The following is a 25778-nucleotide window of genomic DNA, read 5'->3' as shown; positions in this document are numbered from 1 at the left end:
CCGGCGCTCAGAAAGGGCGGCGCGACTTCATGGCGGCGGCCAGCGTGCCGTCGTCGAGATAGTCGAGCTCGCCGCCGACCGGCACGCCATGCGCAAGCCGCGTGACCGAAATGCCGAGGCCCGACACGCGGTCGGTGATATAATGCGCCGTCGTCTGACCGTCGACAGTGGCGTTCATGGCGAGGATCACCTCGGTGACTTCGCCGCCGCCGAGACGCTCGACCAGTTTGCCGATATTGAGATCGTCGGGACCGACGCCGTCGAGCGCCGAGAGGACGCCGCCCAGCACATGGTAGCGGCCCTTGTGGGCGCCGGCGCGCTCCAGCGCCCAGAGGTCGCCCACCTCCTCGACAATGCAGAGCGCATGCGGATCGCGCGTGTTGTCGGCGCAGATCGCGCAAGGATCCTGCGTGTCGACATTGCCGCAGGTCGAACAGATGCGCGCCTTCGCGGCGGCATCCACCATCGCGTCGGCAAGCGGCGAAAACAGCGTTTCCTTTTTCTTGATGAGTTGCAGCACCGCGCGGCGCGCCGAACGGGGGCCGAGGCCCGGCAATTTCGACATCAGCGCAATCAGCCTCTCGATCTCGGGGCCGGTGACCGCCATCGAGATCAGAGCCCGAAGCCGGGCGGGATCGGCAATCCGCCGGCAACCGATTTCATCTTTTCGGCGGCCAGCACTTCTGCCTTGTGCTTGGCGTCGGCGGCGGCCGCCACGATCAGGTCTTCGAGGATCTCGCGTTCGTCTTCCTTCATCAGGGAGGGGTCGATCGAAACCTTCTTGACCGCGCCCTTTCCCGACATGACAACCGCGACGAGCCCGCCGCCGGCACGGCCCTCGATCTCGGCCGCGTCAAGTTCGGCCTGCATCGCCTCCATACGGCCCTGAAGCTGCTGCGCCTGTTTCATGATGTCGGCAAGGTTCTTCACTCGTCGGGCTCCATATCTTCCAGATTGTCTTCCGGGGGTATTTCGGGCGGCAACGCATCGGCGGCACCAAGGCCTGCCGGAAGCCCCGGCTCGCGCACTTCGACGATTTCGGCGCCCGGAAAGACCGCAAGCGCCGCCTTGACCAGCGCGTCGGCGCGGGCGCGGTCCTTCAAGCGTTCCTCAAGCGACTGCGCCTGTTCGCGCAAGGTCGGCGCGGCGGCATCGGCATTGCGGGCCAGCGAAACCAGCCAGCGCGCGCCGGTGGCGCGGGAAAGCTTTTCGGAGAGTTCGCCGAGGATCGTGTTGGACGTGCCTTCGAGAAGACCAAGTTCGATGCGGCCGGGCTCGAAATGGACGAGCCGCACACCGGCTTCGAGCGCATGTTTCAGGCGGATGTCGCGTTCGGCGGCGACCAGCGCCACCACGTCCTGAAAGGTGCGGATGTCGGCGGCGGGCGCGGATGCCGAAATCGCCGGTGCCGGTTCCTGCAATTCGGGACGCGCGGCGGCAACGGAGCGCAACTGCGCGCGCGAACCGCCGCCCGATGCATCGCCCGAGGGCGCGGGGCGGGGCGCCGGACGCGAGGCCGCACCGCCCGATTTCAATTGTTCGATCAGTTCTTCCGGCCCCGGCCCGTCGGCGACATAGGCGATGCGCACCAGCACCATTTCGGCCGCCGCGATGGGCCGCGCCGCGCCCTGCACTTCGCCGAGCCCCTTCAGCAGCATCTGCCAGACGCGCGACAGCACGCGGATCGGCAGCCGGCCCGCCATGTCGCGGCCGCGGGCGCGCTCGGTTTCCGACATCGCGACGTCGTCGCCGGCGCCTTCGACCAGTTTCAGGCGGGTCAGCCAGTGCGTCAGTTCGGCAAGATCGGCAAGCACAACGGCGGGATCGGCGCCGACATCGTATTGGGCGCGCAGTTCGCCGAGTGCGCCGCCGATGTCGCCCTTCATCACGAGATCGAAGAGATCGAAAATGCGGGCGCGGTCGGCGAGGCCCAGCATGTCGCGCACATCGGCCTCGCGCACATGACCCTCGCCATGCGCGATGGCGCGGTCGAGCAGCGAGAGCGCGTCGCGGGCGGAGCCGTCGGCGGCGCGGGCGACAAGCTTCAGCGCCGCTTCCTCGGCCGCCACATCTTCCTTCTGCGCGACGCCCGACAGGAGCCCCGTCAATTCGCCAACCGACAGACGGCGCAGGTCGAAACGCTGGCAGCGCGACAGCACGGTGACCGGCACCTTGCGGATTTCGGTGGTGGCGAAAATGAACTTCACATGCGCGGGCGGCTCTTCGAGCGTCTTCAACAGGCCGTTGAAAGCCTGGCGCGAGAGCATGTGCACTTCGTCGATGATGTAGACCTTGTAGCGCGCCGAAACCGGGAGGTAGCGCACGCTGTCGATGATCTCGCGGATGTCGTCGATGCCGGTGCGCGAGGCGGCGTCCATTTCCATCACATCGACATGGCGCGATTCCATGATCGCGTCGCAATGGATGCCGGGGCCGTCCATGTGGATGGTCGGCGCTTCAATACCGGATTTTTCGTAGTTGAGCGCGCGGGCGAGGATGCGCGCGGTCGTCGTCTTGCCGACGCCGCGCACGCCGGTCAGCATGAAGGCATGGGCGATGCGGCCGGCGTCGAAAGCGTTGGAGAGCGTGCGGACCATCGCCTCCTGGCCGACGAGATCCTCGAAGACCGAGGGGCGGTATTTGCGGGCCAGCACCTGATAGCCGGACGCCCGGGCGCGCGGCGCGGGCGCGTCGCCAAGGTCGAATCCGGGTTCCGTCGCCGGGTCCGGGCGGTGGGCGTCTTCCGCTTCCACGGCGGCGCTGGCGGCGCGATTTTCCACGCTGTCATTCATGGAATTCGCGCGCTCCCGTCGAAGGCTTGAGGTGAAACCGGGTGGGAGGCTGGACAAGCGACCCGAGCGAAACTCGTTACGGCTGCTTCCTTCCGGATCTGACCGGGTTGGCGAGGGGCCCGTCCGCCGCCAACCTCCCGAGGGGGACTATATCAGGGTATGGGGCGGCGGATGCAAGGCTTGGCATTCAAATCGCGCGATTGAGCGCATCCCCGCGCTGTGCCAGTCTGCGCCACCCGAATTTCAACGACATCAAGCCGGAAACGCCGATGGGCCTGCCTGAAAATCCGAATATCTTCGCCAATAATCCGCTCGACCGCGCGAGCTATCGCCGCACCGACAATGCGTGGATCGCCGAGCAGCTTGCGGCGCCGACAAGCCTCTTCGTGCCGATGTGGCGGTTGCAGCCTTTCGTGCTGCCGGAAACGAGCCCCGGCGAGGGCAAGGATATCGGCTGGATGCGCACGGGCCTGCTGAAGGAACTGGCCGGCGAGAGCGCGACCGTCTTTCTCGGCATCAACAAGCGCGGCAAGGCATTGTTCGCGGCCGATGTCAGCGGGTTGGAAGATCCGGACAACCACCCGTCCCTGAAGGGGCTCGGCGCATTCGAGGATCTGCGGGCGCTTGCCATGGCCGGCGAAATCACGCCCACCGAGCTTGCGATCATGGCGCAGGCCAAGTCGATGATCGACTGGCACAACCGGCACGGCTTCTGCTCGGTCTGCGGGTCGAAAAGCACCATGGCCGAGGCCGGCTACAAGCGCGTCTGCCTGTCATGCAAGGCCGAGCATTTTCCGCGCACCGACCCCGTCGTCATCATGCTCGCGGTGCATGACGGCAAATGCTTTCTCGGGCGGCAGAAGATCTGGCCGAAGGGAATGCATTCGGCGCTGGCGGGTTTTGTGGAGCCCGGCGAATCGATCGAGGAAGCGGTGGCGCGCGAGCTTGCCGAGGAGGCGGGGCTCAGGATTGCGTCCGCCACCTATCATTCGACGCAGCCCTGGCCCTATCCGTCGTCGCTGATGATCGGCTGCCATGCGGTGGCGGAATCGGAAGACTTCACCATCGACGGGATCGAGCTTTCGGAAGGACGCTGGTTCACGCGCGAGGAAGCGCAGGCCGTGCTTGCCGGCAAGGGCGACGGAACGGTGTGGTTTCCGCCGCCGTTTGCCATCGCGCATCAACTGATCAAGGCGTTCGCCGAAGGCAAGGCGTGAGGCTCAGTCGCCGGCGATGACCGTCGCGCGGTAGGGATGGGCCTTGTAGACGCCGAGGATGCGCAGCTCGCTGGTGAAGAATTCGAGCTCTTCGAGCGCGAGGCGGACATGGCGCGAGGCCGGGTGGCCCTCGATGTCGGCATAGAACTGGCTGGCGTTGAAGGTGCCTTCCAGTTGATAGCTTTCGAGCTTCGTCATGTTGACGCCGTTGGTGGCAAAGCCGCCCAGCGCCTTGTAGAGCGCCGCCGGCACGTTGCGCACGCGGAAGACGAAGCTCGTGACCACCGGTTCGTCTTCGGGCTCGGCGTCGTTCGGTTCCTTCGCCATGATCAGGAAGCGCGTCGTGTTGTGCGTCTCGTCCTCGATATCGGCGCGCAGGATTTGGAGGCCATAGATTTCGGCGGCGAGGCCCGTTGCGATGGCGGCACATGAAGGATCGCCGGCTTCGGCAACCTGGCGCGCCGAACCCGCCGTGTCGGCGCCGACGACCATCGACAATCCGAGTTCGCGGATGATCTTGCGGCACTGGCCAAGCGCCGGCGGCTGGCTCTGCACCGATTTCAGGCCTTCGATCTTTGCGCCCTTGAGCCCCAGCAGGTGAAAGCGGATGCGCAGGAAATGCTCGCCGACGATGTAGAGGCCCGATTCCGGCAGCAGGTGATGGATGTCGCCGATGCGGCCGGCCAGCGAATTCTCGATCGGCAGCAGCGCATATTTCGCGCGGCCCTCCGACACGGCGGCCGCCGTATCCTCGAAGGTTGCGCAGGGTAGCGCCGTCATTTCAGGGAATGCCTCGCGGGCGGCGATGTGCGAATTGGCGCCCGGCTCGCCCTGGAAGGCGATGGTGTTGTCCGGTGAGGTGGGGCTGGGCATGACGCGTAATCTCTTAAGACGGTGCGCGGGAAGCCAGCGCCGCACGGGCTTTTTCAAGGTCGGCGGGAGTATCGACACCGAGCGGAACGGTGTCAACGAGCGCCACCTCGATCGACATGCCAGCTTCCAGCGCGCGCAATTGCTCGAGTTTCTCGCGTTTTTCGAGCGGCGATGGCGGCAGCTGGACGAAACGCGCCAGCGCCTCGCGGCGATAGGCATAGAGGCCGATATGGTGATAGAGCGGCCCGTCGCCCCATGGCGCGGTGGCGCGCGTGAAATAGAGTGCGCGGGCAAGACGCCGGCCTTCGAAGGCGACGACGGCTTTCACGACATTGGGATTGGTGCGTTCTTCGTCGTCGACGATCCCGGCGGCAAGCGTCGAGATGTCGGCGCCGGGACGGACCAGCGCCTCGTAAGCGGTGCGGATCAGTGCCGGATCGAGCGTCGGCAGGTCGCCCTGCACGTTGAGGACGACGCCGTGGCGGCCTTCGGGATCGACGTCGCACACCGCCTGCCAGACGCGGTCGGAGCCTGAGGGCAGGTCCGGATCGGTGAGGACCGCCTCGCCGCCCGCGGCGCGCACCGCATCGGCAATTTCGGCCTCGGCGGCGGCGACGACGACGCGGCCGATGCCGGCTTCGACCGCCCGGCGCCAGACCTGGACGATCATCGGCGCGCCGGCGATGTCGGCCAGCGGCTTGCCGGGCAGGCGCGTCGAGGCCATGCGCGCGGGAATCACGACGAGGGGATGCCCTGCCCTGTCGTTTGCGCCGTCGGTCCCGCCAGCCGCCATCTCTCCTCCATCGCCCGATTCGGGGCCCGGACGGGCGGTGCGGCGGATCGCCGCAACCGTGCGCTCGTCCAGCCCGCACCGGGCCTAAAATGCGCGTGGCGCATGGTTTCGTCCGCCATGCGCGTTTCCAGCCGCCGACGAGAGCGGCATGGCGCATAATAGGCCGATTTGGCGCACTTATACGGCTTGCAGCGCGGCGGCGGAAGCGGCTAATCTCCGCGCGAAATCAGGGGGGCCCGACAGGGCATTGCGCCTTGCCGTGCGGCCCCGGTCCTTTTATGCCGGCGATCGCGTCGCGAGCGGCCCCAGACCACGAAACCGACCCGGGCGGAGCAGCAGCCGATGGATTCATTCGAACTCAACAAGATCGCAGGCGCGGTGCTCGCCTCCATCCTCGTCATTCTCGGCGTGGCGACACTCACCGACTTCCTCTACGCCCCGAAAGAGGCCAACCCGCAGGCCTATGCGGTGGCGGCGCTTGAGGACGGCGCGGCGGGCCCCGGTGCAGCGGTGGCGGAAGAAGAAGTGCCGCTGGCGACGCTGCTGGCAGCCGCCGATCCGGCGCGCGGCGAACGGCTGGCGCGCCAATGCGCCGCCTGCCACACGTTCGACGAGGGCGGCAAGGCCGGCATCGGACCCAATCTCTACAAGACCGTCGGCGGGCCGCACGCGCATGATCCGAATTTCAACTATTCGACCGCGATGAAGGAAACCGGCGGCAACTGGAATTTCGAGGCGCTCGACGCCTTCATCGCCAATCCGCGCGCCGCCGTGCCCGGCACGATCATGAGCTTTGCGGGCATGCGCCGGCCGGAACAGCGCGCCGACCTGATCGTCTATCTCAATACGCTCGGCTCCAATGTGCCGCTGCCGGACGCGCCCGCGCCCCGCGAGGAAGCGCCGGCCGCCGAGGAGGCCGAACCCGCCGAATAAGGCGCGCCGCCAACTTGTTTTCGAGACCATGACGCGCCCGGCTGACCGCCGGGCGCGTTTTTTCTTGTCCGCCGTTTCGGGCCGGATGACTTTGTTTTAACAGGCATTCGCGGCTAAAAACGGTCAGAATGAGCGCGGGCGGGGATATCGGACGACAGGGAGGACGTATTGCAGCGTTTCATGACCAAGCCGGTCCTGACCGGAGTGGCCATCGTTCTGGCGGCGGCTGTTGCGCTTTTTGTCTTCTGGCCCTGGCAAAATGCGATGGAAACGATGGAACCGGGCACGGCGGTTCCCGACGCGGCGGTGGCGGAACGGCCGACCGAAATTGTGCCGCCGGCCGCCGGCTTTACCGATTTCCGTCCCGACGTGCCACGGCATGGCTCGTCGCTTTTCGGCGAACTCAAATATCAACCGGACTTCCAGCATTTCGACTACGTCAATCCGGATGCGCCGAAGGGCGGGCTGCTGCGCTATGCGGTGATCGGCAGTTTCGACAGTCTCAACGGCTTCATCGTGCGGGCCGAACCGGCCGCGGGTATCGGCCTCATCTACGACACGCTGATGACGCAGAGCCACGATGAGCCGGCATCCGAGTATGGATTGCTCGCCGAAAGCATCCGGCATCCGGCCGACTATTCGTCAGTTACTTATGTGCTGCGGAACGGCGCGAAGTGGCACGACGGCGAGCCGGTGACGCCCGAGGATGTGATCTGGACGCTTGAGGCCCTGAAAGCACAGCATCCGTTCTATGCGGCCTATTATGCCAATGTAGTCGCGGCCGAGCAGACCGGTCCGCGCGAGGTGACATTTCGCTTCGACCAGGCGGGCAATCGCGAACTGCCGCAGATCGTCGGCCAGTTTCCGGTGCTGCCGAAGCATTACTGGACCGGCACCGACGCAAGGGGCCGGCCGCGCGACATTTCGGCGACGACGCTGGAACCGCCGCTCGGCAGCGGCCCCTACCGCGTCGGCAATGTTTCGCCCGGACAACACGTTACCTATCAGCGCGTCGACGATTATTGGGGCCGCGACCTGCCGGTGAATGTCGGCTCCAACAATTTCGATCGCCTCCGCTTCATCTATTTCAGGGATGTCACGGTCGCCTTCGAAGCGTTCAAGGGTGGGCAGGTCGATCTCCGGATCGAGAACAGTGCGCGCAACTGGGCGACCGAATACGACATTCCGGCGGTGCGGCGCGGCGAGATCAAGCGCGACAGCATTCCTTCGCTCAACCCGCAGGGCATGCAGAGTTTCGCCTTCAACCTGCGGCGCGACAAATTCAAGGACAAGCGCGTGCGGCGCGCCTTCAACTATGCCTTCGACTATGAGTGGGTCAACCGGACGCTCTTCCACGAACAGTACACGCGATCCGACAGCTATTTCGCCAATTCGGATATGGCGGCGACGGGTCTGCCGGAGGGCCGCGAACTCCAGATTCTCGAGGAGATGCGCGATCTCGTGCCCGCGACCGTTTTCACGGAGCCCTATGTCAATCCGAAGACCGATGGCAGCGGCAACAATCGCGCCAATCTCAGGCACGCGACCCGGCTCTTCGAGGAAGCAGGCTGGATCGTCAGGGACGGCAAGCTGGTGAACGAGACGAGCGGCGAACGGATGAGCGTCGAGTTCCTGATCGACGATCCGACGTTCGAGCGCGTCGTTGCGCCCTACAAGCAGTCGCTGGAGCGGCTCGGCATCGAAGTGCGCATCCGCCCGGTCGATTCGGCGCAGTATCAGCGCCGCACCGACGAGCGCAATTTCGACATTATCGTCCGCAGCTTCGGGCAGTCGACGTCGCCCGGCAACGAGCAACGCGAATATTGGGGCTGCGCGGCGGCCGAGCATGAAGGCAGCCGGAACGTCGCCGGCATCTGCGATCCGGCCATCGAAAAACTTGTCGACCGGGTGATCTTTGCCGACAGCCGCGACGAGCTCGTGGCCGCCGTCAGGGCGCTCGACCGGGTTTTGCTGCACGGACACTACGTTGTGCCGCAATGGTATCTCGCGACGACGCGCGTTGCCTATTGGTCGCGGCTGCGCCATCCGGATCGCATGCCGCCCTATTCGATCGGCTTTCCGGCCATCTGGTGGCATGAAGGCGCGGCGCCCGCGGACGAGACGCCATGAGCGAACCGTTGCGTCTTTCGCGGCGGCGGGTTGTGTCGCTCGCGGGGGCGGCGCTGGCGCTGCCGTGGCTGCCGCGCGGACTGCGCGCCGAACCGGCCGGCCGCCACGGGCTTTCGATTTTCGGCGCGCTCAAATACGGGCCGGACTTTCCCCATTTCGACTATGTGAACCCGGCGGCGCCGAAGGGCGGCACCTTCTCGCAGATCGGACCGACGACGGCGTTCAACGCCTCCTTCTATACGTTCGACACGCTGAACGGCTATATCCTGCGCGGCAACGCGGCGCAGGGCCTTGCGCTCATTTTCGATACGCTGATGGCGCGGGCCTTCGACGAGCCGGACGCGCTGTACGGACTTGTTGCCGAAAGCGTCGAAGTTTCCGAAGACGGCAACCGGTATATTTTCCATCTGCGCGAGGGCGCGCAATTTCACGACGGCACGCCGCTCACCGCCGAAGATGCCGCCTTCTCCTTTCTGCTGCTGAAGGAAAAAGGCCATCCGCTGATCTCGCAGAATATGAGCGAAGTAGCGAATGCCGAAGCGTTGGACGCACGGACACTCGAAATCGTCTTTACCGGCAAACAAACGCGCGATCTGCCACTTTTCATCGCCGGCGGATTGCCGATCTTTTCGAAGGCGTACTATACCGCGAACGACTTCACCGAAGCGTCGCTCACGCCGCCGCTTGGCAGCGGGCCTTACCGGATCGGCAATTTCCGCGCCGCGCGTTTCATCGACTATGAGCGCGTTGACGGGTATTGGGGCCGCGACCTGCCGGTGAATGTCGGGCAATGGAACTTCGACCGCATTCGCTTCGAGTATTTCCGCGACCGCACGGCGCAGTTCGAATCCTTCAAGGCCGGTAACTATCTCTTCCGCGAGGAGTTCACGTCGAAGACATGGGCGACCGAATATAATTTTCCGGCCGTCCGGGACGGGCGCGTGAAGCTGCTGACGCTGCCCGACGACACGCCTTCGGGCGCGCAGGGCTGGTTTCTCAACACGCGGCGGGAAAAGTTCAAGGACCCCCGCGTCCGCGAGGCGCTGGGCCTTGCTTTCGATTTCGAGTGGACGAACAAGAATCTCTTCTACGGCCTCTACAAGCGCACGGAGAGCTATTTCGAAAATTCGCCGATGAAGGCGGAGGGCGAACCGGACGCGGCGGAGCTTGCCTTGCTGGAGCCCTTCCGCGACGTATTGCCGGCGGCGGTTTTCGGACCGGCGATCGTGCCGCCCGCGAGCGACGGCTCGGGACAGGACCGGGGCCTGCTGCGCCGCGCGGCGACACTTCTCGACGAGGCGGGATGGCGCATCGCCGAGGGCATGCGGCGCAATGCCGACGGGCAGACGCTCTCGGTCGAATTCCTGGACGACGAACCGATGTTCGAGCGGATCGTCGCGCCGCTTGTCAAAAACCTTCGGCTGCTTGGCGTTGCGGCGACGATCCGCCAGGTCGATACGTCGCAATATCAGGAGCGGATGAACAATTACGATTTCGACGCCTCGATCCGCCGGTTCTCGCTCGGCCTGACGCCGGGGATCGAGCTCAGAAGCTACTGGAACTCGAAATTCGCCGACGTGCCCGGCGGACGCAACCTTTCGGGCATCGCAAACCCCGCGGTCGATGCGTTGATCGAGATCGTGATCGCGGCCGGGAGCCGGGAGGAGCAGACGGTGGCGGCGCGGGCGCTCGATCGCGTGCTGCGGGCCGGCCATTACTGGATTCCGCAATGGCACAAAAACTCCCATCATCTCGCTTTCTGGGATATTTTCGGCAGGCCCGAAACGAAGCCGAAATACGAGCGGGGCGTGATACGCACATGGTGGGTTGAGGCGGACGCCGCCGCGACCACGGGCACCGGGGACTGACGCGCGACACATGGCCGCCTATATCATCCGACGCCTGCTGCTGATGATCCCGACGATTTTCGGGATATTGCTGGTCAGTTTCGCCGTGGTGCAGTTTGCGCCGGGCGGACCCATCGAGCGCATCATCGCGCAGTTGCAGGGCACGGAAGTCGCCGCGACGGCACGCATCGGCGGCACAGGCGGCGGCGATTTCGCACAGCAGATGACGGGCGGCGGCGACGGGGCGCTCGACAGCAAATATCGCGGTGCGCAGGGGCTCGATCCGGCCTTCCTGCGGGCGCTCGAGGTGCAGTTCGGCTTCGACAAGCCGGCGCATGAGCGGTTTTTCCTGATGGTCTGGAATTATGCGCGCTTCGACTTCGGCACCAGCTATTTCCGCGACACCAGCGTGTTGTCGCTGATCGCCGAGAAGCTGCCGGTGTCGATTTCGCTCGGGCTGTGGACGACGCTCATCACCTATCTCATTTCGATCCCGCTCGGCATCCGCAAGGCGATCCGCGACGGCAGCCGCTTCGACACATGGACGAGCGGCGCGATCATCGTCGGCTATGCGGTGCCGGGCTTCCTGTTTGCGGTGTTCCTGATCGTTCTTTTCGCCGGCGGTTCGTATTTTTCGATCTTCCCGCTGCGCGGCCTCACTTCCGACAATTGGGAGAGCCTCAGCCTCGCCGGCAAGGTGCTCGACTATCTCTGGCACATCATCCTGCCGGTGACGGCGATGACGATCGGCGCCTTCGCGACGACGACGCTGCTGACCAAGAATTCCTTCCTCGACGAAATCCGCAAACAATATGTGATGACGGCGCGGGCAAAGGGATTGTCGGAGAACCGGGTGCTTTACGGGCACGTGTTCCGCAATGCGATGCTGATTGTGGTCGCGGGTTTTCCGGGCGCTTTCGTCGGCGCCTTTTTTGCCGGTTCGCTGCTGATCGAAACGATTTTCTCGCTCGACGGGCTCGGGCTTCTTTCCTACGAGTCGATCGTCAACCGCGACTATCCCGTGGTCTTCGCGACGCTCTACATCTTCGGGTTGATCGGGCTCGTGGTCGCGCTGATCAGCGACCTGACCTACACCTGGATCGATCCGCGCATCGACTTTGAAACGCGGGAGGTCTGAGGAATGGCGCTCCCTGCCCTGCCCGCCATCCGCATCAGCCCGATCAACCGGCGACGCTGGCGCAACTTCAAGGCCAACAAGCGCGGCTATTGGAGCCTGTGGGTTTTCTGTGCGCTCTTCTTCCTGTCGCTGTTCGCCGAGTTCATCGCCAACGACCGGCCGCTCATCGTCACCTTTCAGGGCGGCATCTACACGCCGGTCTTTACCGACTATCCCGAAACGGCATTCGGCGGCGACTTCGAAACGGCGACCGATTATCGCGATCCTTTCGTGCAGGCGCTGATCGCGGATGCCGGCGGCAGCATGATCTGGCCGCCGATCCGCTATTCCTACCGGACGATCAATCTCAACCTGCCGGTGCCGGCGCCCGCGCCGCCTTCGGCCGAGAACTGGCTCGGCACCGACGATCAGGGCCGCGACGTCACGGCCCGGCTGATTTACGGCTTTCGCATTTCGGTGCTGTTCGGCCTGACGCTGACCATCCTGTCGTCGGTGATCGGCGTCGCGGCGGGTGCCGTGCAGGGCTATTTCGGCGGCTGGACCGATCTGTTGTTCCAGCGCTTCATCGAGATATGGACCAGCATTCCGACGCTCTACCTGCTCATCATCATCGCCGCCATCATCGAACCGAATTTCTGGATATTGCTCGGCATATTGCTGCTCTTCTCCTGGGTGGCGCTGGTGGGGGTGGTGCGCGCCGAATTCCTGCGGGCGCGCAACTTCGAATATGTCAACGCGGCGCGCGCGCTCGGGCTTGCGAATGCCAAGATCATGTTCCGCCACCTCCTGCCCAACGCCATGGTGGCGACGCTGACCTTCATGCCGTTCATCCTCAATTCGTCGATCACCACGCTGACGGCACTGGACTTTCTGGGCTTCGGCCTGCCGCCCGGTTCGCCGTCGCTCGGCGAATTGCTTGCGCAAGGCAAAGCCAATCTGCAGGCGCCCTGGCTTGGGCTTGCCGGCTTTTTCGCCATCGCGACGATGCTGAGCCTCCTCATCTTCATCGGCGAGGCGGTGCGCGACGCCTTCGATCCGCGCAAGGTGCTGCAATGAGCGCGCTGGTAGAGGTGAAGGAACTTTCGGTCGGCTTCCGCATGGACGGCGAGGAAACGATCGCGGTCGACCGGATTTCCTTCGACATCAAGCCGGGCGAGACGGTGGCGCTGGTCGGCGAGTCCGGCTCGGGAAAATCGGTGTCGGCGCTGTCGATCATGCAGCTGCTCAACTATCCGCAGGCCTTCCACCCGTCGGGCGAGATCGTTTTCGACGGGCAAAACCTCATCGGCGCGAACGAGCCTGTCATGCGGCGCATTCGCGGCAACCGGATCACGATGATCTTCCAGGAGCCGATGACATCGCTCAATCCGCTGCACACGATCGAGCGGCAGGTGGGCGAAGTCCTGATCGAGCACAAGGGGCTGCGCGGCGAGGCCGTGAAGGCGCGCGTGCTCGATCTCCTGAAGAAAGTCGGCATTCCGAACGCCGAGGAGCGGCTGGACGCCTATCCGCATCAATTGTCGGGCGGCCAGCGGCAGCGCGTCATCATTGCGATGGCGCTGGCCAACGAACCCGACCTGCTGATTGCCGACGAGCCGACGACGGCGCTCGATGTGACGGTGCAGGCGCAGATTCTCGAATTGCTGAAGGACCTCAAGCGCGAAATGGGGATGGCGCTGCTGCTGATCACGCATGATCTCGGCGTCGTCCGCAAAATGGCCGACCGGGTCAATGTGATGACCAAGGGCAAGATCGTCGAAAGCGGCCCGACGGAGCGCGTGTTCACGGCGCCGCAGCACGCCTATACGCAACACCTCATCGCCTCGGAACCGAAAGGCCGCGCACTCGGCGCGCCGAAGGACGGGCCGGTGGCGATGGAAGTGGAAAACCTGCGCGTCTGGTTTCCGATCAAGCGGGGACTACTCCGGCGCACCGTCGGCCATGTGAAGGCCGTCGACGATGTTTCGCTGAACCTGCGGGAAGGGCGGACGCTCGGTGTCGTCGGCGAATCCGGTTCGGGTAAGACGACGCTCGGGCTCGCGATGATGCGGCTGCTTTCGAGCGACGGCGCCATCCGCTTTCGCGGGCAGGAAATTCAGGGCCTCAGGATCAAGGAAATGCGGCCGTTGCGCCGCCACATGCAGATCGTCTTCCAGGATCCCTATGGCTCGCTCAGCCCTCGCATGTCGGTCGGGCAGATCGTCGAGGAAGGACTTGTCATCCAGAAGCTCGGCCTCACGGCCGAAGAGCGCCGGCAGCGGGTGTCGGATGCGCTGGCGGAGGTCGGGCTCGATCCGGCCATGCAGGACCGCTATCCGCACGAATTTTCGGGCGGGCAGCGTCAGCGCATCGCGATTGCGCGCGCGATGGCGCTGAAGCCGCGCTTCGTGATGCTGGACGAACCGACCAGCGCGCTCGACATGTCGGTGCAGGCACAGATCGTGGAGCTGCTGCGCGAGCTGCAGCGGCGCAACAACCTTGCCTATCTCTTTATCAGCCACGACCTGAAAGTCGTGCGGGCGCTTGCCGACGACATCATCGTGATGCGGGGCGGCAAGGTGGTCGAGGCGGGCAGCGCCGACGAGGTGTTCGATACGCCCAGGACCGAATACACCCGGGCGCTGATGGCGGCGGCGTTCGAGCTTGCGGCAGCGCCGAAGGGCGTGGTTTCGGAATAGATTTTCAGCGGTTCGGGAAGCGCTTGATGCTGGTGACGTGACCGGCGTCCGAGCGGGCGATGCGCGACATTGCGACGTCGAGCCGCTCGATCGCGACCATCATGTGGAAGGCGTTGGCGTGGATCATGCGTTCGGCGTCGACCATGATCGCGACGTGACCCTTCCAGAACACCAGGTCGCCGCGTTTCAGCTTCGTGAAATCGATGGGTTCGGGCAGCGCCTCGCCCAATGTCGCTTCCTGCATGTCAGTGTCCCTGAGGGACGAGATACCGGCGCGTTCGAGCGCGGCCTGCACGAGACCCGAACAATCGAGACCGGTGCTGTCGCGGCCGCCCCAGAGATAGGGCACGCCCAGAAATTCCTCGGCAACAGCCACGAAATCGCGCACATGGGCGCCGATGGCGGCGAGATGCGCGGTGAAGACCCAGCCGCCGCGGTCGATCTCACTGAAATTGCCGCGCGCGCCGGTGACACGCAGCTTCGCGTTCATCGGCAGGGGCGCGGCCGGCCGCGTTTTCAGATCGGGTTTGGGATAGACGAAGGTTCGCAGCGCCGCGACCGTGTGCGTCGGCGCCGCGGGGCGGGCCGCAAGCTCTTTCGTCTCGACATAGCCGACATAATCGTCGAGCACGGCCTGCCCCCAGGCCCAGCCGTTCTTTTCCTCATAGACCCGAAAGACTTCGCCGAAGAGCAACTGCGTGTCCATCGGCGCGTTCGCTTCGGGCCGGCGCAGGAGCGGCAAGGACGGCGCGACGACCTGCCGGTCCGTGCCCTCGGCAAAGCGGCTGCTGCTGACCTCGCCGCGCAGATGCGCCGCCGCCAGATCGTCGCGGTACGGATTGAGCCGGTGATCGGGGCCTCGCGCGCGGCTCATGCCTCGACACCTCGCGACGAGGCAACGATGAGATCGGCGAAATCATGCACGAAAGTGGAGCCCTTCGCGGTGCGCTGCACCAGCACGTTGCGCCGGTCGGCATCGTCGCGCGCGCGCTTCAGGAGATCGAGCCCGCCTAGCGTGTCGAGCGCGCGGGTGATGGCCGGCTTCGAGACGCCGAGCGCGGCAGCAAGGCCGCGAACCGTGTGCGGCGGCGGATCGAGATAGACCGTGAACATGATCGCAAGCTGCCTCGATGAAAGGTCCGGCCCGGCCCGGCGCACCGAGCGGAGCACCACGTCGTGCCACAGCGACAGCGCCTCACCGGGCTTCAGCGCACCGCCATCGTCGAAAGAAAGTCCCGGCATCGTGTCCCCCCGCGCCGTTATCCCCCGTTCGGGAAGGGTGGCCGCGATGGGCATATCCGTTCCGGAACCGGATCAGTCTAGCGCGGCTTTGAGCGCGGGCAAGCGGTCAGGCGCCGTAGCGGCGCTTCAGCAGATCGTAAAGGGCGCGGACGCCTTGTGCCTCGCCGCCGACGGGGCGGCCGGGCTTTGCCTTCGGCGCCCAGCCATAGATGTCGAAATGCACGTAAGCGCCGGCCTTTTCGACGAAACGGCGGAGGAAGAGCGCCGCCGTGACGGAGCCCGCGAAAGGGCCGTCCGACACATGGTTCACATCGGCGATCTTGCTTTCGAGCCAGCTGTCATAGGGCCGCCAGAGCGGCATCCGCCACAAGGGATCGGAGGTCGCCGATGCCGACGCGGCGATCTCGGCCGCGAGCGTTTCGTCATCCGTGTAGAAAGGCGGCAGGTCGGGGCCAAGCGCGGTGCGCGCGGCGCCGGTCAGCGTCGCCATGTCGACGATCAGGTCCGGCGCTTCGCTGTCGGCTTCGGTCAGCGCATCGGCCAGCACCAGCCGCCCCTCGGCATCGGTGTTGCCGATCTCGACGGTGACGCCCTTCCGGCTTTGCAGCACATCGCCTGGACGGAAGGCGTTGCCGGATACGCTATTCTCGACCGCCGGCACAAGCACGCGGAGCCTGATGTCGAGCCCCGCCTCCATGACGAGCTGCGCAAGCGCCAGAACGCAGGCCGCGCCACCCATGTCCTTTTTCATCAGCAGCATGGCGCTTGAGGGTTTGAGGTCGAGGCCGCCGGTATCGAAACAGACACCCTTGCCCACCAGCGTCACCCGTGGCGCATCCGCCCGGCCCCAGCGCATGTCGATCAGCCGCGGCGCGACTGCCGCAGCGCGGCCTACCGCATGGATCATCGGGTAGTTCTCGTCGAGCAATGCATCGCCGAGGATGATTTCGCATGTTGCGCCATGAGCGCGGGCGACGCCTTCAGCCGCTGCGGCGAGGTCGTCCGGACCCATGTCGGCGGCCGGCGTGTTGATCAGGTCGCGCGCCAGAAAGGTTGCGGTCGCGATGCGGCCGACTTCCTCGCCGTCGACGCCTTCGGGAAGCACCAGACGCGGCCAGTCGCGCTTGCCGCCGCTGTAGCGCGTGAAGCGGTAGGTGCCCAGCGCGAAGCCAAGCGCCGCCTTGGCCGCCGATCCGTGGAGAACGCCGGCGAGCCTGTAATCGCCCTGCGGCAGCGCGGCCGGGAGCGCGCCGGTCAGAAACGGGTCCGAGCCGTCGCCAAGCCCGAGCAGGGCGCCCGCAAGGCCGCCCGAGCCGTCCGGCAGAAGCAGCACCTTGCCGGCTTCGCCCTTGAAGCCCGAGGTGCCGACCCAGGCCGCGCCGGGGCCGGCATGGCTCGCGCACCAGCCATCGACCTCGCCGGAGCGGACCTGCCAGACGGGCGTTGCCGCCTTGTGTTTGTCGGAGATGAATATGTCGAGCACCGGAGGCCTGTCCGCATCTGTCGCAGGAAGAGCGTGATTTCGCGCTGCCGAAACCTTATAGAGAGGCCAGACCGGCTGCAACGGCGGCGCCCGGCGGGGCGCCTCGCATCAGGGGGACGATATGGCGGCGCCCGAATTCACACTCATCATCGGCGACAAGAACTGGTCGAGCTGGAGCTTGCGCCCCTGGCTCCTGATGCGGCAGGCCGGCGTGCCGTTCGAGGAGGTCCATGTCCGGCTTCGCCGGCCCGAAAGCAAGGCCGACATTCTCGCCCTGTCGCCGACCGGGCTCGTGCCGGCGCTAAAATGGCGCGGCGAAACGATCGGCGACTCGCTCGCCATTTGCGAAACCATCGCCGACCTTTTCCCGGAACGGAAACTCTGGCCGCGCGATGCGCTGGCCCGCGCCGTCGCGCGCGCGGCATCGGCCGAGATGCATTCGGGCTTCGGTGCGCTTCGCCGCGACATGCCGATGGCGGTGATCGAGCATCTTCCGGGCGAGGGTCACACCGAGGAAGCACTTGCCGATGCGCGTCGCGTCGTGCGGCTGTGGCGCGATTTGCGGTTCAGGTTCGGCCGGCAGATGCCGGGCGATCAGGGATTTCTTTTCGGGCATTTCACCGTTGCGGATGCCATGTATGCGCCCGTCGTGACACGGCTGCGCACCTATGGCGTCGATCTTCCGGCGCTTGGCGATGACGGGACCGCGCGGGCCTATATGGAAGCCGTGACAACGCTGCCCGCGATGCGCGACTGGGCCGCCGACGCGGCGGCTGAGGAGAAGCTCAAGACCTAGCGCGCCGGCGCCTCATCGCCGGTTTCGACAAGATAGCCCTCCTCGCGATAGTAGCGCGCCGCGCCGTCGTGGAGCGGCACCGGCAGCGACCGGATCGCCAGCACTTCTTTCTCGTCCTCCTCGCCCGGCAGCAGGCCGGGCATCCGGGCGCCGGAAAGCAACACCCTGTTGCTGGGTCGGAAAAGTGCATCGGTGATGTCGTAGATGAGACCGGCATCGGCGTCCTCGTTGACGATCCAGATCATCGAGACGCCGAGCGTCACCGTCTCCGGCACAAACCGGTAGAGACCGTCCGGGATGGCAAGCCGCTGGAAATTGGCGTTGGTTCCGGTGAGCTTCGCGGTTTCCTCGCCGTCGATCGGCACGATGTCGATCGATCCGCGGTCGGCGATGCTGCGGATGACCGGCGACGGCAGCGCATCGACGACAAAGAAGGCATCGAGCTGTCCGCGAAGCATCAGGTCGATCGCGGTCGCGGTGTCGTGCTCCCAGACATTCATCATGCGCCGCGTAAGCCCGTGCGCGGCCAGGACCTGCAGTGCCGCTTCCTGCGTTCCGGAACCCGGCAGGCCGATCGAGACACGCATCTCCTTCAACCCGGCCACGTCGGTGATGTTGGCGCCGCGGCTGGCCGCCAGATACACCGCTTCGCGGTAGACGCCGGCGATGGCCCGCAGATCCTTGAACGGCTTCTCGCCCCGAAAGGGGCCTTCGGCCCGTGTCGCGAGGTCGAGGACCGGCGCGGCGACAATGGCGGAATCGAACAGACCCGCACTGACCGCACGGACATTGGCGACGGGACCTGCCGACGACCTGGCGACCGCGACGAGACCCGTGACGCCGCAGGGCAGACCGCGCTCGCAGCGCAAGCTTCCCGGCGGGCGGCTGATGGCGGCGGCCAGCCGTTCGCCGACTGCGAAATACTCGCCGCCGACGACGCCGGTGCCGATCTGGAAAAAAGTGACCTTGTCCGGTTCGTCCTCGAGACTGAGCGGCGGGTTCCAGTAAAGAACCGCGGCGAATGTGGCGATCAGCGAAAAGGCCAGCGCGATCAACAACGGCCGGGCGGGCACCCGGGCCAGCGCGGCGGCCAGCAGGGCCGCTATTTCGCGCATTCTTTCCGTCTGTTTCCCGAAATTCATGGTCGCTTCCCGTGCCGCCCCGGATCCGCCAAACCCGCCAAAACGTTCAATTCTTATAATTAATCTTTTCTTGAGGGCTCTGTCTCAAAATCGGGGCTGAGCAAGGCCCGCCAAGCGCCGGCCCACCATATCATCCTGACCGAACCGGGACCCGAACGCGATGAAAAGCCTGGTCGAAATTCCTCTTTCGCCGCAACGCCCGCGCCGCTGGCTGGCGGCGGCAACGCTTTGCTCCGTCATCGCACTGAGCGGATGCGCCAGTACCGGCAGCACCGACGGCAAAACCGCGATGGAACAGGCGCAGGCCCGGATCGACGACCCGGCGCTTCGCGGCGCGGCAGTCGAATCCACCAAGACGCAAGATTATGTGGCCGCCGCCGCCTATTGGGGGACGCTCTACGAACGCAACCCCGACCAAGCCGACGCGGCCGTCAACTATTCGCGCGCGTTGCGGCAAATCGGTTCGGTGGCGCAGGCCATCAGTGTGATGCAGCGCACGCACATCACCAACGGATCGAACGCCGACGTGCTGGCCGAATTTGGCAAGGTGCTGGCCGCCGGCGGCCGGGCCGACCAAGCGTCCGCCATGCTGAGCGAAGCCGCGCGTCTTTCGCCGAAAGACTGGTCCGTGCGGTCGGCTCTCGGTGTCGCGCTCGATCAGATGGGGCTCTACGACGCCGCCCGGCAGAGCTACGAGGAGGCGCTGGCGCTTTCGCCCGGCAATCCTTCCGTTCTGACCAATCTCGGGCTTTCCTATGCGCTGAGCGGCGATCTCGACAATGCCGAGCGGACGCTTCGGCAGGCGGTTGCGGATTCGCGCGCCGATGCCCATGCGCGGCAGAACCTCGCCATCGTTCTCGGTCTCAAGGGAAATTTCGACGAGGCCGCGCGCCTTGCCCGCGCCGACCTTCCGCCCAATGTCGCGGACGGCAACATCGCCTATCTGCGCGATATGCTTTCGCAGCCGGCGCTTTGGCAGCAGATGAAAGAAATTGACGCGATGGCGCCCGCGCTGCCCTCGCAAGACACCTCTCATCGCGACAAGCCGGCGCGGGACGTTGCACCGCCAGACCTCGTGTCGTCGATGCCGCCGGAAACGCGCACGTCGATCCGCTGAACGGCGCTTTCTTCCGCCATCCATGAATGTAAAAAGCGCTTGCTCCGATCGGGGCAAGCGCTTTTTCCTTGTTCTCAATAGGGCAATCGGCGCCGTTACCCGCTCATTACCTTGATGATCGCCGGCCCGAGGATGACGCCAAACAGCACCGGCAGGAAAAAGAGGATCATCGGCACCGTCAGTTTGGGCGGCAGACCCGCCGCCTTTTTCTCGGCGTCCGCCATGCGCATATCGCGATTTTCCTGCGCCATGACACGCAGCGACTGGCCAAGCGGTGTGCCGTAGCGCTCGGCCTGGATCAAGCTTGTCGCAACCGCCTTGACGCCCGGAAGACCCGTTCGGGATGCCAGATTTTCGTAGGCCTGGCGGCGCTCCTGCAAGTAAGAGAGTTCGGCCGTCGCGAGACCGAGCTCCTCGGCAAGTTCGACCGATTGCGTTCCGATTTCAGAAGCTACTTTCTGGAAGGCCGCCTCGATCGACATACCGGACTCGACGCAGATCAGAAGCAGGTCGAGTGCATCGGGAAACGCCTTGCGGATCGAGTCCTGCCGGCGCGCGATGACGTTCTCGACAAAAAGGCTCGGCAGATAAAAGCCCACAAAGGCCGCGCCGCAGGACGCCGCAAACCGCGACATCGCCGGCAGGCCGAAATCGTTCACGAAGGCGAGATAGAGCAGCGTCAGCACGAAGAGGATCGGCGGCATGACAAAACGGAAGAAGACGAATGTGTACATCGGGCCGGGACCGCGAAACCCCGCCTGCCGAAGCTTTTCCTTTATCGCCGTGTTCTCCAGCACGTTGCCGCGCGCGAACCTTTCGACAACATCCTTGATGAACCCCTTGGAGGTTTGCCGAAGACGCGTCTTTTCCTGGGCAAGGTTTTCGCGCGCCCTGGCCCGCATCGCTTCGCGCTCGGTCGAAACGTATTTCATGCGCGTTCCGAGCTTGTCGCCGGCGAGCATCGGCGCCGTCAATGTCAGGATCGTCGCGAACGCCGCCACCGCCGTGAGGAGCATCACGACGTTTTCGACATTGAACATCTCTTGCACAGCAAGAAAAAGCGAGGTCATGACACGTCCTAAAACTTGAAGTCGATCATCTTTCTCATCACGAGAATGCCGATGCCCATCCATGTGAGGCCGCCGACGATGATCATGTTTCCTGCCGTGGTCGAGAAGAGGACGCCCATGTAGTCCGGCGAGGTCATGTAGATCATCATCATCACGCCGGGCGGCAGCGCACCGATGATGGCGGCGGAGGCCTTGGCTTCCTGGGACATCGCCTGAATTTTTGCACGCATCTTCTTCCGGTCGCGGAGCACCTTGGACAGGTTTCCGAGCGCTTCCGACAAATTACCGCCCGACTTCTGCTGGATCGCCAGCACGATCTGGAAGAAATTGACTTCGGCAAGCGGCATCCGCTCGTAGATGCGGGACAGGCTTTGTTCGAGGGTTACGCCGACCTTCTGCCCTTCGACGATACCCTGAAATTCACTGCGCACCGGCTCGGCCGCCTCCGTCGCGATCAAACGCAGACAGTCGTTGACAGGCAGACCCGATTTGACGCCGCGAACGATCACGTCGATCGCGTTGGCGAATTCATCGACAAAAGCCTTCTGACGCCGCGTGATGAGCCAGGAAAGGACCCAGCGCGGCAGACCGAAGGCGACGGCGAACCCGCCAAGCGCCGAAATCACAAGCGAGAAGCCGCCAAGCATCAGAATGAACGTCGCAACCAGTCCGGCGATGGCGCTGGCGATGTAGAACGTTCGGGTCGTGATCTCGAGTCCGGCGCGTTCGATACGCGTGGTGAGCGATATGCGCTTCTTCTGCTCTTGCTGCTTTTCTTCGAGACCCTTCAGGGTCTCCTGCATCTGCTTGCGGCGTTTCTCGCTGTTGTCGACATCGCCCTCCATCGCCTGCAGGCGCGGGCCGGAACCGCGCGCGACGCGGGCGACGCGCTTTTGCGATTCGGTTTTTCCACCCACAAGGACAAACCCGACTGCTGCGATGCAGAGGGCGGCGAGAATGGCAATGCCGAAGATCATCAGCGTGGTGCGGTCCATGGGCGACCCCGGTCCGCTCTAGCCCTGGGCGCGGTCGAGCGCCGCCGCCAGAGCATGATGCTGATTGTAGTAGCGCGCGCGATCCCAGAACGAGGGGCGCGCAATGCCCGTCGACTTGTGCTTGCCGACAATGCGGCCGGTCTCGTCTTCGCCTTCGATCTCGTAGACGAAGAGATCCTGCGTGATGATGACGTCGCCTTCGGTACCGAGCACCTCGGTAATGTGCGTGATGCGGCGCGAGCCGTCGCGCAGACGCGCTGCCTGAACCACGACGTCGATCGAACCGCAGATCATTTCGCGGATCGTCTTCGAGGGGAGCGCATAGCCGCCCATCGTGATCATGCTTTCCAGACGCGACAGCGCCTCGCGGGGGCTGTTGGCGTGGAGCGTTCCCATCGAACCGTCGTGACCGGTGTTCATCGCCTGCAGCAGGTCGAAGGCCTCAGGTCCGCGCACCTCGCCGACGATAATACGTTCGGGACGCATACGCAGGCAGTTGCGGACGAGTTCGGTCATGGTCACCTGACCCTGACCCTCGAGATTGGGCGGGCGCGTTTCGAGGCGCACGACATGGGGTTGCTGGAGCTGAAGTTCGGCGGCGTCCTCGCAGGTGATGACGCGCTCGTCGGCTTCGATAAAGCCGGTGAGACAATTCAGCAGTGTCGTCTTGCCCGAGCCGGTACCGCCGGAAATCAACACATTGCAACGCACCTTGCCGATGATGCCGAGCACGTCGGCGCCATCCTGCGATATCGAATTGTAGGAGACGAGATCCTGCATCAGCAGCTTGTCGCGGCGGAACTTACGAATGGTCAGCGCGGGTCCGTCGATCGCCAGCGGCGGCACGATGACATTGACGCGGCTGCCGTCCGGGAGGCGCGCGTCGCAGATCGGGCTCGATTCGTCGACGCGGCGGCCGACCTGGCTGACGATGCGCTGACAGATGTTCATCAGCTGGCTGTTGTCGCGGAAACGGATATTGGTCAGCTCGACCTTGCCGTTCACTTCGATGAAGGTGCGCTCGCAGCCATTCACCATGATGTCGGCAATGTCGTCGCGCGCCAGCAGCGGTTCGAGCGGGCCATAACCCAGGACGTCGTTGCAGATGTCCTGCAGCAGGGCTTCCTGCTCGGAGATCGACATGACGACATTCTTGATCGATAGAATTTCGTTGACGATGTCGCGAATTTCCTCGCGCGCGCTTTCAGCGTCGAGCTGCGCGAGCTGCGTCAGGTCGATCGTGTCGATCAGCGCGTTGAAGATCGTCGTCTTGATCTGATAGTAGTTCTCGGAGCGATGATCGGATCCGCGCGCGGTCGGCTTTGCGGCCGCAGGCTTGGCGGCAACGGGTTTGGCAACCGCCGGCTTCTGAGCATCGGGCGTTGCCGCGGGCGGCGCCGACCCGGCCGGTGGCGCAGCAGGCGGCGGCGCCGCAACAGGCTTGCGCGCGACCGGTTGACCTTCATTCCGCCTTCCAAACACGAGTAGCTACCTCCGGCTCTTCTATTTGCTATTTGCGCGACAGAAAGCGAAAGATCGAGGACGATTTCGCGGCTTTCGGCGTGCGCTGTTCGCGGCCGCAGAGCTGACGGGCAAGGAAGCGCAAGCCTTCGGCCGTCTTTCCCTTTGCCTCAAGCTCTTCGATCATCTGGCCGTTGTTGGCCGCCGTCCCGAACAGACCGGGATTGAACGGCAGAACCAGTGTGGGTTCGGCGCCGACAGCCTCGGCAAAGTCTTTCACCGGGATCTCGGGCCGCTTGGGAATGCCGACCTGGTTGAGCACGATGTGCGCGGGATTGTCGTTGGGCCGCGCGTGACGCGTCAGGTCCAGCATGCTCTTCGCATTGCGCAGGCTTGCCAGATCGGGCGTCGCCGTGATGACGATTTCGTCGGCGGCCAGCAGCACCCTCTTCGTCCAGGGCGCCCAGACATGCGGCAGATCGATAATTACGCAAGGCACGCCGTCGCGCACGATGTCGAGCACGCTTTCGCAGCTGTCGCCATCCATCTCGAAGTCGCGGTCGAGAACGGCCGGCGCCGTGAAGAGGCTCAGGCGGTCGGTGCATTTGACGAGCAGACGATCGAGCAGAACGTCGTCGAGGCGTTCCGGCGCCATGAGCGCATCGGCGATGCCCTGGGCGGGATCCTGATTGAAATCGAGGCCGGCGGTGCCGAAAGGAAGATCGAGATCGGTGATCACGACATCCTCGTCCATACCGCTTGAAATGCACCAGCCGATGTTGTGCGCAATCGTGCTGGAGCCAGTGCCGCCCTTGGCGCCGATGAAGGCGACCGTGCGACCGATCGGCGGCGCGTCGGGATCGATGTAGAGGCGCGAGATCGCTTCGATGACACCCATCGGATGCAGCGGCGCAACCAGGTATTCGTTGACGCCCTGGCGGATCATCTCGCGATAGAGCGAGACGTCGTTCATGTGGCCGATGACGACGACCTTGGTTCCCGCGTCGCAGACTTCGGCAAGCGCGCCGAGCTGGGCGAACAATTCCGGGCCGGCGGCGCGCGCCTCGACCATGATGAGGTTCGGCGTCGGCGACTGCTGATAGTGTTCCACGGCGGCGGGAATGCCACCCATGTGGACCGTCAGATGCGCCTTGGCGAGGCGGCGGTCCTCGCCGGCGCGCTGAATGGCGCTGCCCGACGAAGGCTGTTCGCAGAAAGCATGGATCGTGATGCGCGGAACCGGCTTCATCACATGCGTGCCGTCATTGTCGGCGGCGACATGCGCGATCGACGGCTGAGGCGCGGGCCGCGGCTCCGCGTCGACCACCGGCGGCGCCTCGTCGACGATTTCCTTGTGTGCGACGTTGCTCATTGGCTTACCTTGCTTACAGCGCCCGAATCCTGATCGGTTCTTGCGGTCGCGGTCGGTTCGCCCTCGCGATATTTTTCGAGGACCGTATTGCGGCGGCCTGCATCCGCCGGCGTCATGCCGCGGGGTTTCAGAAGATCGGCGGGATCGGCGATCATTGCCGCGAGATTGTTCTGCGTGGCGCAGCCGAAGTTCGGCGGCGGGACGTTCTTGTAGTCGGTCGCGAGGCTTGCCGACCAGTCGCCACAGGTGCTGGCCTTCGCCACGTAGCGCTTGTAGGACAGGATCAGCGGCGCCGCGCCAGCGGCCGAGGCGCTGTAGGGCGTGTAGGCAAGCGCATCGCCGGAAACACCATGCTCGGCCAGAATGTCACGCACATCGCTCAGCACGCCCGTTGCCGTCGCCGCATTGGGCGATCCCGACGGTGTGGAGACTGTCAACGGGCCGTGGCCGCGCTCGCGGTAGCTCGCGGCAAAGCCGGCGATTGCGCTGCGGTTCGCCGCCGTAAGACCGGGCTGGCCCGGCGGCACATCGATATTGAGCGTCGCGACATCGGGTTGCACCGAAATCGGATGAACGCGGGCGGCATCGAACTGCGCCTCGTCGGCGCCGTTGAGGCCGCAGCCGGCGAGACCCAGCGCGAGCGCGAGCAGAATGCCGGAGGCAAGGGGTTTGTATGTGTTCATTGTCATTATCCTCTAC

At 64.8% G+C, this 25778-nt stretch carries 23 protein-coding genes and 1 other RNA gene; 9 read left to right on the top strand and 15 right to left on the bottom strand.

Annotated elements, in window-relative coordinates:
- Positions 1 to 7 precede the first annotated feature (7 nt).
- The 4 genes from recR to ffs form a co-directional block, all read right to left on the bottom strand.
- Positions 8 to 613, bottom strand: a complete 606-nt coding sequence (gene recR, locus KF719_RS11875; RefSeq protein ID WP_293510649.1) for a recombination mediator RecR — start codon at positions 611 to 613, stop codon at positions 8 to 10.
- Positions 613 to 930, bottom strand: coding sequence for a YbaB/EbfC family nucleoid-associated protein (locus KF719_RS11870; protein ID WP_293508919.1), 318 nt, complete (start codon positions 928 to 930; stop codon positions 613 to 615). Before KF719_RS11870 ends, recR begins: the two co-directional genes overlap by 1 nt.
- A complete protein-coding gene (locus tag KF719_RS11865) occupies positions 927 to 2792 on the bottom strand; it encodes a DNA polymerase III subunit gamma/tau (RefSeq protein WP_293508918.1) in 1866 nt (621 codons plus the stop codon). Before KF719_RS11865 ends, KF719_RS11870 begins: the two co-directional genes overlap by 4 nt.
- A 41-nt stretch (positions 2793 to 2833) precedes the next feature.
- Positions 2834 to 2930: signal recognition particle sRNA small type (gene ffs, locus KF719_RS11860), an RNA gene on the bottom strand.
- A 62-nt stretch (positions 2931 to 2992) separates the two neighbouring features.
- Between ffs and nudC the strand changes: the two genes are divergently transcribed.
- Positions 2993 to 4009, top strand: coding sequence for an NAD(+) diphosphatase (gene nudC, locus KF719_RS11855; RefSeq protein WP_293508917.1), 1017 nt, complete (start codon positions 2993 to 2995; stop codon positions 4007 to 4009).
- A gap of 3 nt (positions 4010 to 4012) precedes the next feature.
- Here nudC and KF719_RS11850 read toward each other — a convergent pair whose 3' ends face one another.
- Both KF719_RS11850 and KF719_RS11845 read right to left on the bottom strand, forming a co-directional pair.
- Entirely contained in the window at positions 4013 to 4882 is an 870-nt protein-coding gene (locus KF719_RS11850) for a prephenate dehydratase (RefSeq protein WP_293508916.1), read from the bottom strand.
- A 13-nt stretch (positions 4883 to 4895) separates the two neighbouring features.
- Complete coding sequence (locus KF719_RS11845; RefSeq protein ID WP_293508915.1) at positions 4896 to 5675, bottom strand: 3-deoxy-manno-octulosonate cytidylyltransferase; 780 nt, start codon at positions 5673 to 5675, stop codon at positions 4896 to 4898.
- Positions 5676 to 6017: 342 nt separating this feature from the next.
- Here KF719_RS11845 and KF719_RS11840 point away from each other — a divergent pair, with 342 nt between their 5' ends.
- The 6 genes from KF719_RS11840 (at position 6018) to KF719_RS11815 (ending at position 14401) form a co-directional block, all read left to right on the top strand.
- Positions 6018 to 6608 carry a c-type cytochrome gene (locus KF719_RS11840; RefSeq protein ID WP_293508914.1) on the top strand — a complete coding sequence of 197 codons (591 nt, stop codon included), beginning with the start codon at positions 6018 to 6020 and terminating at the stop codon, positions 6606 to 6608.
- Positions 6609 to 6788: 180 nt separating this feature from the next.
- Complete coding sequence (locus KF719_RS11835; RefSeq protein WP_293508913.1) at positions 6789 to 8738, top strand: extracellular solute-binding protein; 1950 nt, start codon at positions 6789 to 6791, stop codon at positions 8736 to 8738.
- The gene (locus KF719_RS11830; protein ID WP_293508912.1) at positions 8735 to 10606 is read left to right on the top strand and encodes an extracellular solute-binding protein; all 1872 of its coding nucleotides are present in this window, start codon (positions 8735 to 8737) and stop codon (positions 10604 to 10606) included. Before KF719_RS11835 ends, KF719_RS11830 begins: the two co-directional genes overlap by 4 nt.
- A gap of 10 nt (positions 10607 to 10616) precedes the next feature.
- Complete coding sequence (locus tag KF719_RS11825; RefSeq protein ID WP_293508911.1) at positions 10617 to 11723, top strand: microcin C ABC transporter permease YejB; 1107 nt, start codon at positions 10617 to 10619, stop codon at positions 11721 to 11723.
- 3 nt (positions 11724 to 11726) lie between these two features.
- On the top strand, positions 11727 to 12779 hold the full coding sequence (locus KF719_RS11820; RefSeq protein WP_293508910.1) for an ABC transporter permease: 1053 nt from the start codon (positions 11727 to 11729) through the stop codon (positions 12777 to 12779).
- Positions 12776 to 14401: an ABC transporter ATP-binding protein gene (locus KF719_RS11815; protein ID WP_293508909.1), complete on the top strand. Its 1626-nt coding sequence runs from the start codon at positions 12776 to 12778 to the stop codon at positions 14399 to 14401. The genes KF719_RS11820 and KF719_RS11815 overlap by 4 nt, the downstream gene beginning before the upstream one ends.
- A 4-nt stretch (positions 14402 to 14405) precedes the next feature.
- Here KF719_RS11815 and KF719_RS11810 read toward each other — a convergent pair whose 3' ends face one another.
- The 3 genes from KF719_RS11810 to KF719_RS11800 form a co-directional block, all read right to left on the bottom strand.
- Positions 14406 to 15275 (bottom strand): C40 family peptidase, encoded by an 870-nt coding sequence (locus KF719_RS11810; RefSeq protein ID WP_293508908.1) that lies wholly within the window; start codon positions 15273 to 15275, stop codon positions 14406 to 14408.
- Positions 15272 to 15643 carry a MarR family winged helix-turn-helix transcriptional regulator gene (locus KF719_RS11805; protein ID WP_293508907.1) on the bottom strand — a complete coding sequence of 124 codons (372 nt, stop codon included), beginning with the start codon at positions 15641 to 15643 and terminating at the stop codon, positions 15272 to 15274. The genes KF719_RS11810 and KF719_RS11805 overlap by 4 nt, the downstream gene beginning before the upstream one ends.
- A gap of 106 nt (positions 15644 to 15749) precedes the next feature.
- The gene (locus KF719_RS11800; RefSeq protein WP_293508906.1) at positions 15750 to 17126 is read right to left on the bottom strand and encodes a leucyl aminopeptidase family protein; all 1377 of its coding nucleotides are present in this window, start codon (positions 17124 to 17126) and stop codon (positions 15750 to 15752) included.
- 121 nt (positions 17127 to 17247) lie between these two features.
- Here KF719_RS11800 and KF719_RS11795 point away from each other — a divergent pair, with 121 nt between their 5' ends.
- The gene (locus KF719_RS11795; RefSeq protein ID WP_293508905.1) at positions 17248 to 17922 is read left to right on the top strand and encodes a glutathione S-transferase family protein; all 675 of its coding nucleotides are present in this window, start codon (positions 17248 to 17250) and stop codon (positions 17920 to 17922) included.
- On the opposite strand, the gene KF719_RS11790 is transcribed toward KF719_RS11795, so the two are convergent.
- On the bottom strand, positions 17919 to 19064 hold the full coding sequence (locus tag KF719_RS11790; protein WP_293508904.1) for a TAXI family TRAP transporter solute-binding subunit: 1146 nt from the start codon (positions 19062 to 19064) through the stop codon (positions 17919 to 17921). The genes KF719_RS11795 and KF719_RS11790 overlap by 4 nt on opposite strands.
- Positions 19065 to 19224: 160 nt before the next feature.
- Here KF719_RS11790 and KF719_RS11785 point away from each other — a divergent pair, with 160 nt between their 5' ends.
- A complete protein-coding gene (locus tag KF719_RS11785) occupies positions 19225 to 20181 on the top strand; it encodes a tetratricopeptide repeat protein (protein WP_293508903.1) in 957 nt (318 codons plus the stop codon).
- Between the two features lie 95 nt (positions 20182 to 20276).
- Here the strand turns inward: KF719_RS11785 and KF719_RS11780 are convergent, their stop codons facing one another.
- The 5 genes from KF719_RS11780 to KF719_RS11760 are packed head-to-tail and all read right to left on the bottom strand — an operon-like array spanning position 20277 to position 25762.
- Positions 20277 to 21251, bottom strand: a complete 975-nt coding sequence (locus tag KF719_RS11780; RefSeq protein ID WP_293508902.1) for a type II secretion system F family protein — start codon at positions 21249 to 21251, stop codon at positions 20277 to 20279.
- An 8-nt stretch (positions 21252 to 21259) separates the two neighbouring features.
- Positions 21260 to 22246, bottom strand: a complete 987-nt coding sequence (locus KF719_RS11775; RefSeq protein ID WP_293508901.1) for a type II secretion system F family protein — start codon at positions 22244 to 22246, stop codon at positions 21260 to 21262.
- Between the two features lie 18 nt (positions 22247 to 22264).
- Positions 22265 to 23728: a CpaF family protein gene (locus KF719_RS11770; protein ID WP_293508900.1), complete on the bottom strand. Its 1464-nt coding sequence runs from the start codon at positions 23726 to 23728 to the stop codon at positions 22265 to 22267.
- Positions 23729 to 23756: 28 nt separating this feature from the next.
- Entirely contained in the window at positions 23757 to 25079 is a 1323-nt protein-coding gene (locus tag KF719_RS11765) for an AAA family ATPase (protein WP_293508899.1), read from the bottom strand.
- Positions 25076 to 25762 carry a CpaD family pilus assembly protein gene (locus tag KF719_RS11760; protein WP_293508898.1) on the bottom strand — a complete coding sequence of 229 codons (687 nt, stop codon included), beginning with the start codon at positions 25760 to 25762 and terminating at the stop codon, positions 25076 to 25078. The genes KF719_RS11765 and KF719_RS11760 overlap by 4 nt, the downstream gene beginning before the upstream one ends.
- Positions 25763 to 25778: the final 16 nt, after the last annotated feature.

Origin of the sequence: Parvibaculum sp. (assembly GCF_019635935.1) — a bacterium.
In the GTDB taxonomy this organism is placed as follows: Bacteria; Pseudomonadota; Alphaproteobacteria; order Parvibaculales; family Parvibaculaceae; genus Parvibaculum.
Note: the sequence above shows the minus strand (reverse complement) of the source record. Positions and strands in the feature narration are given on the sequence as shown.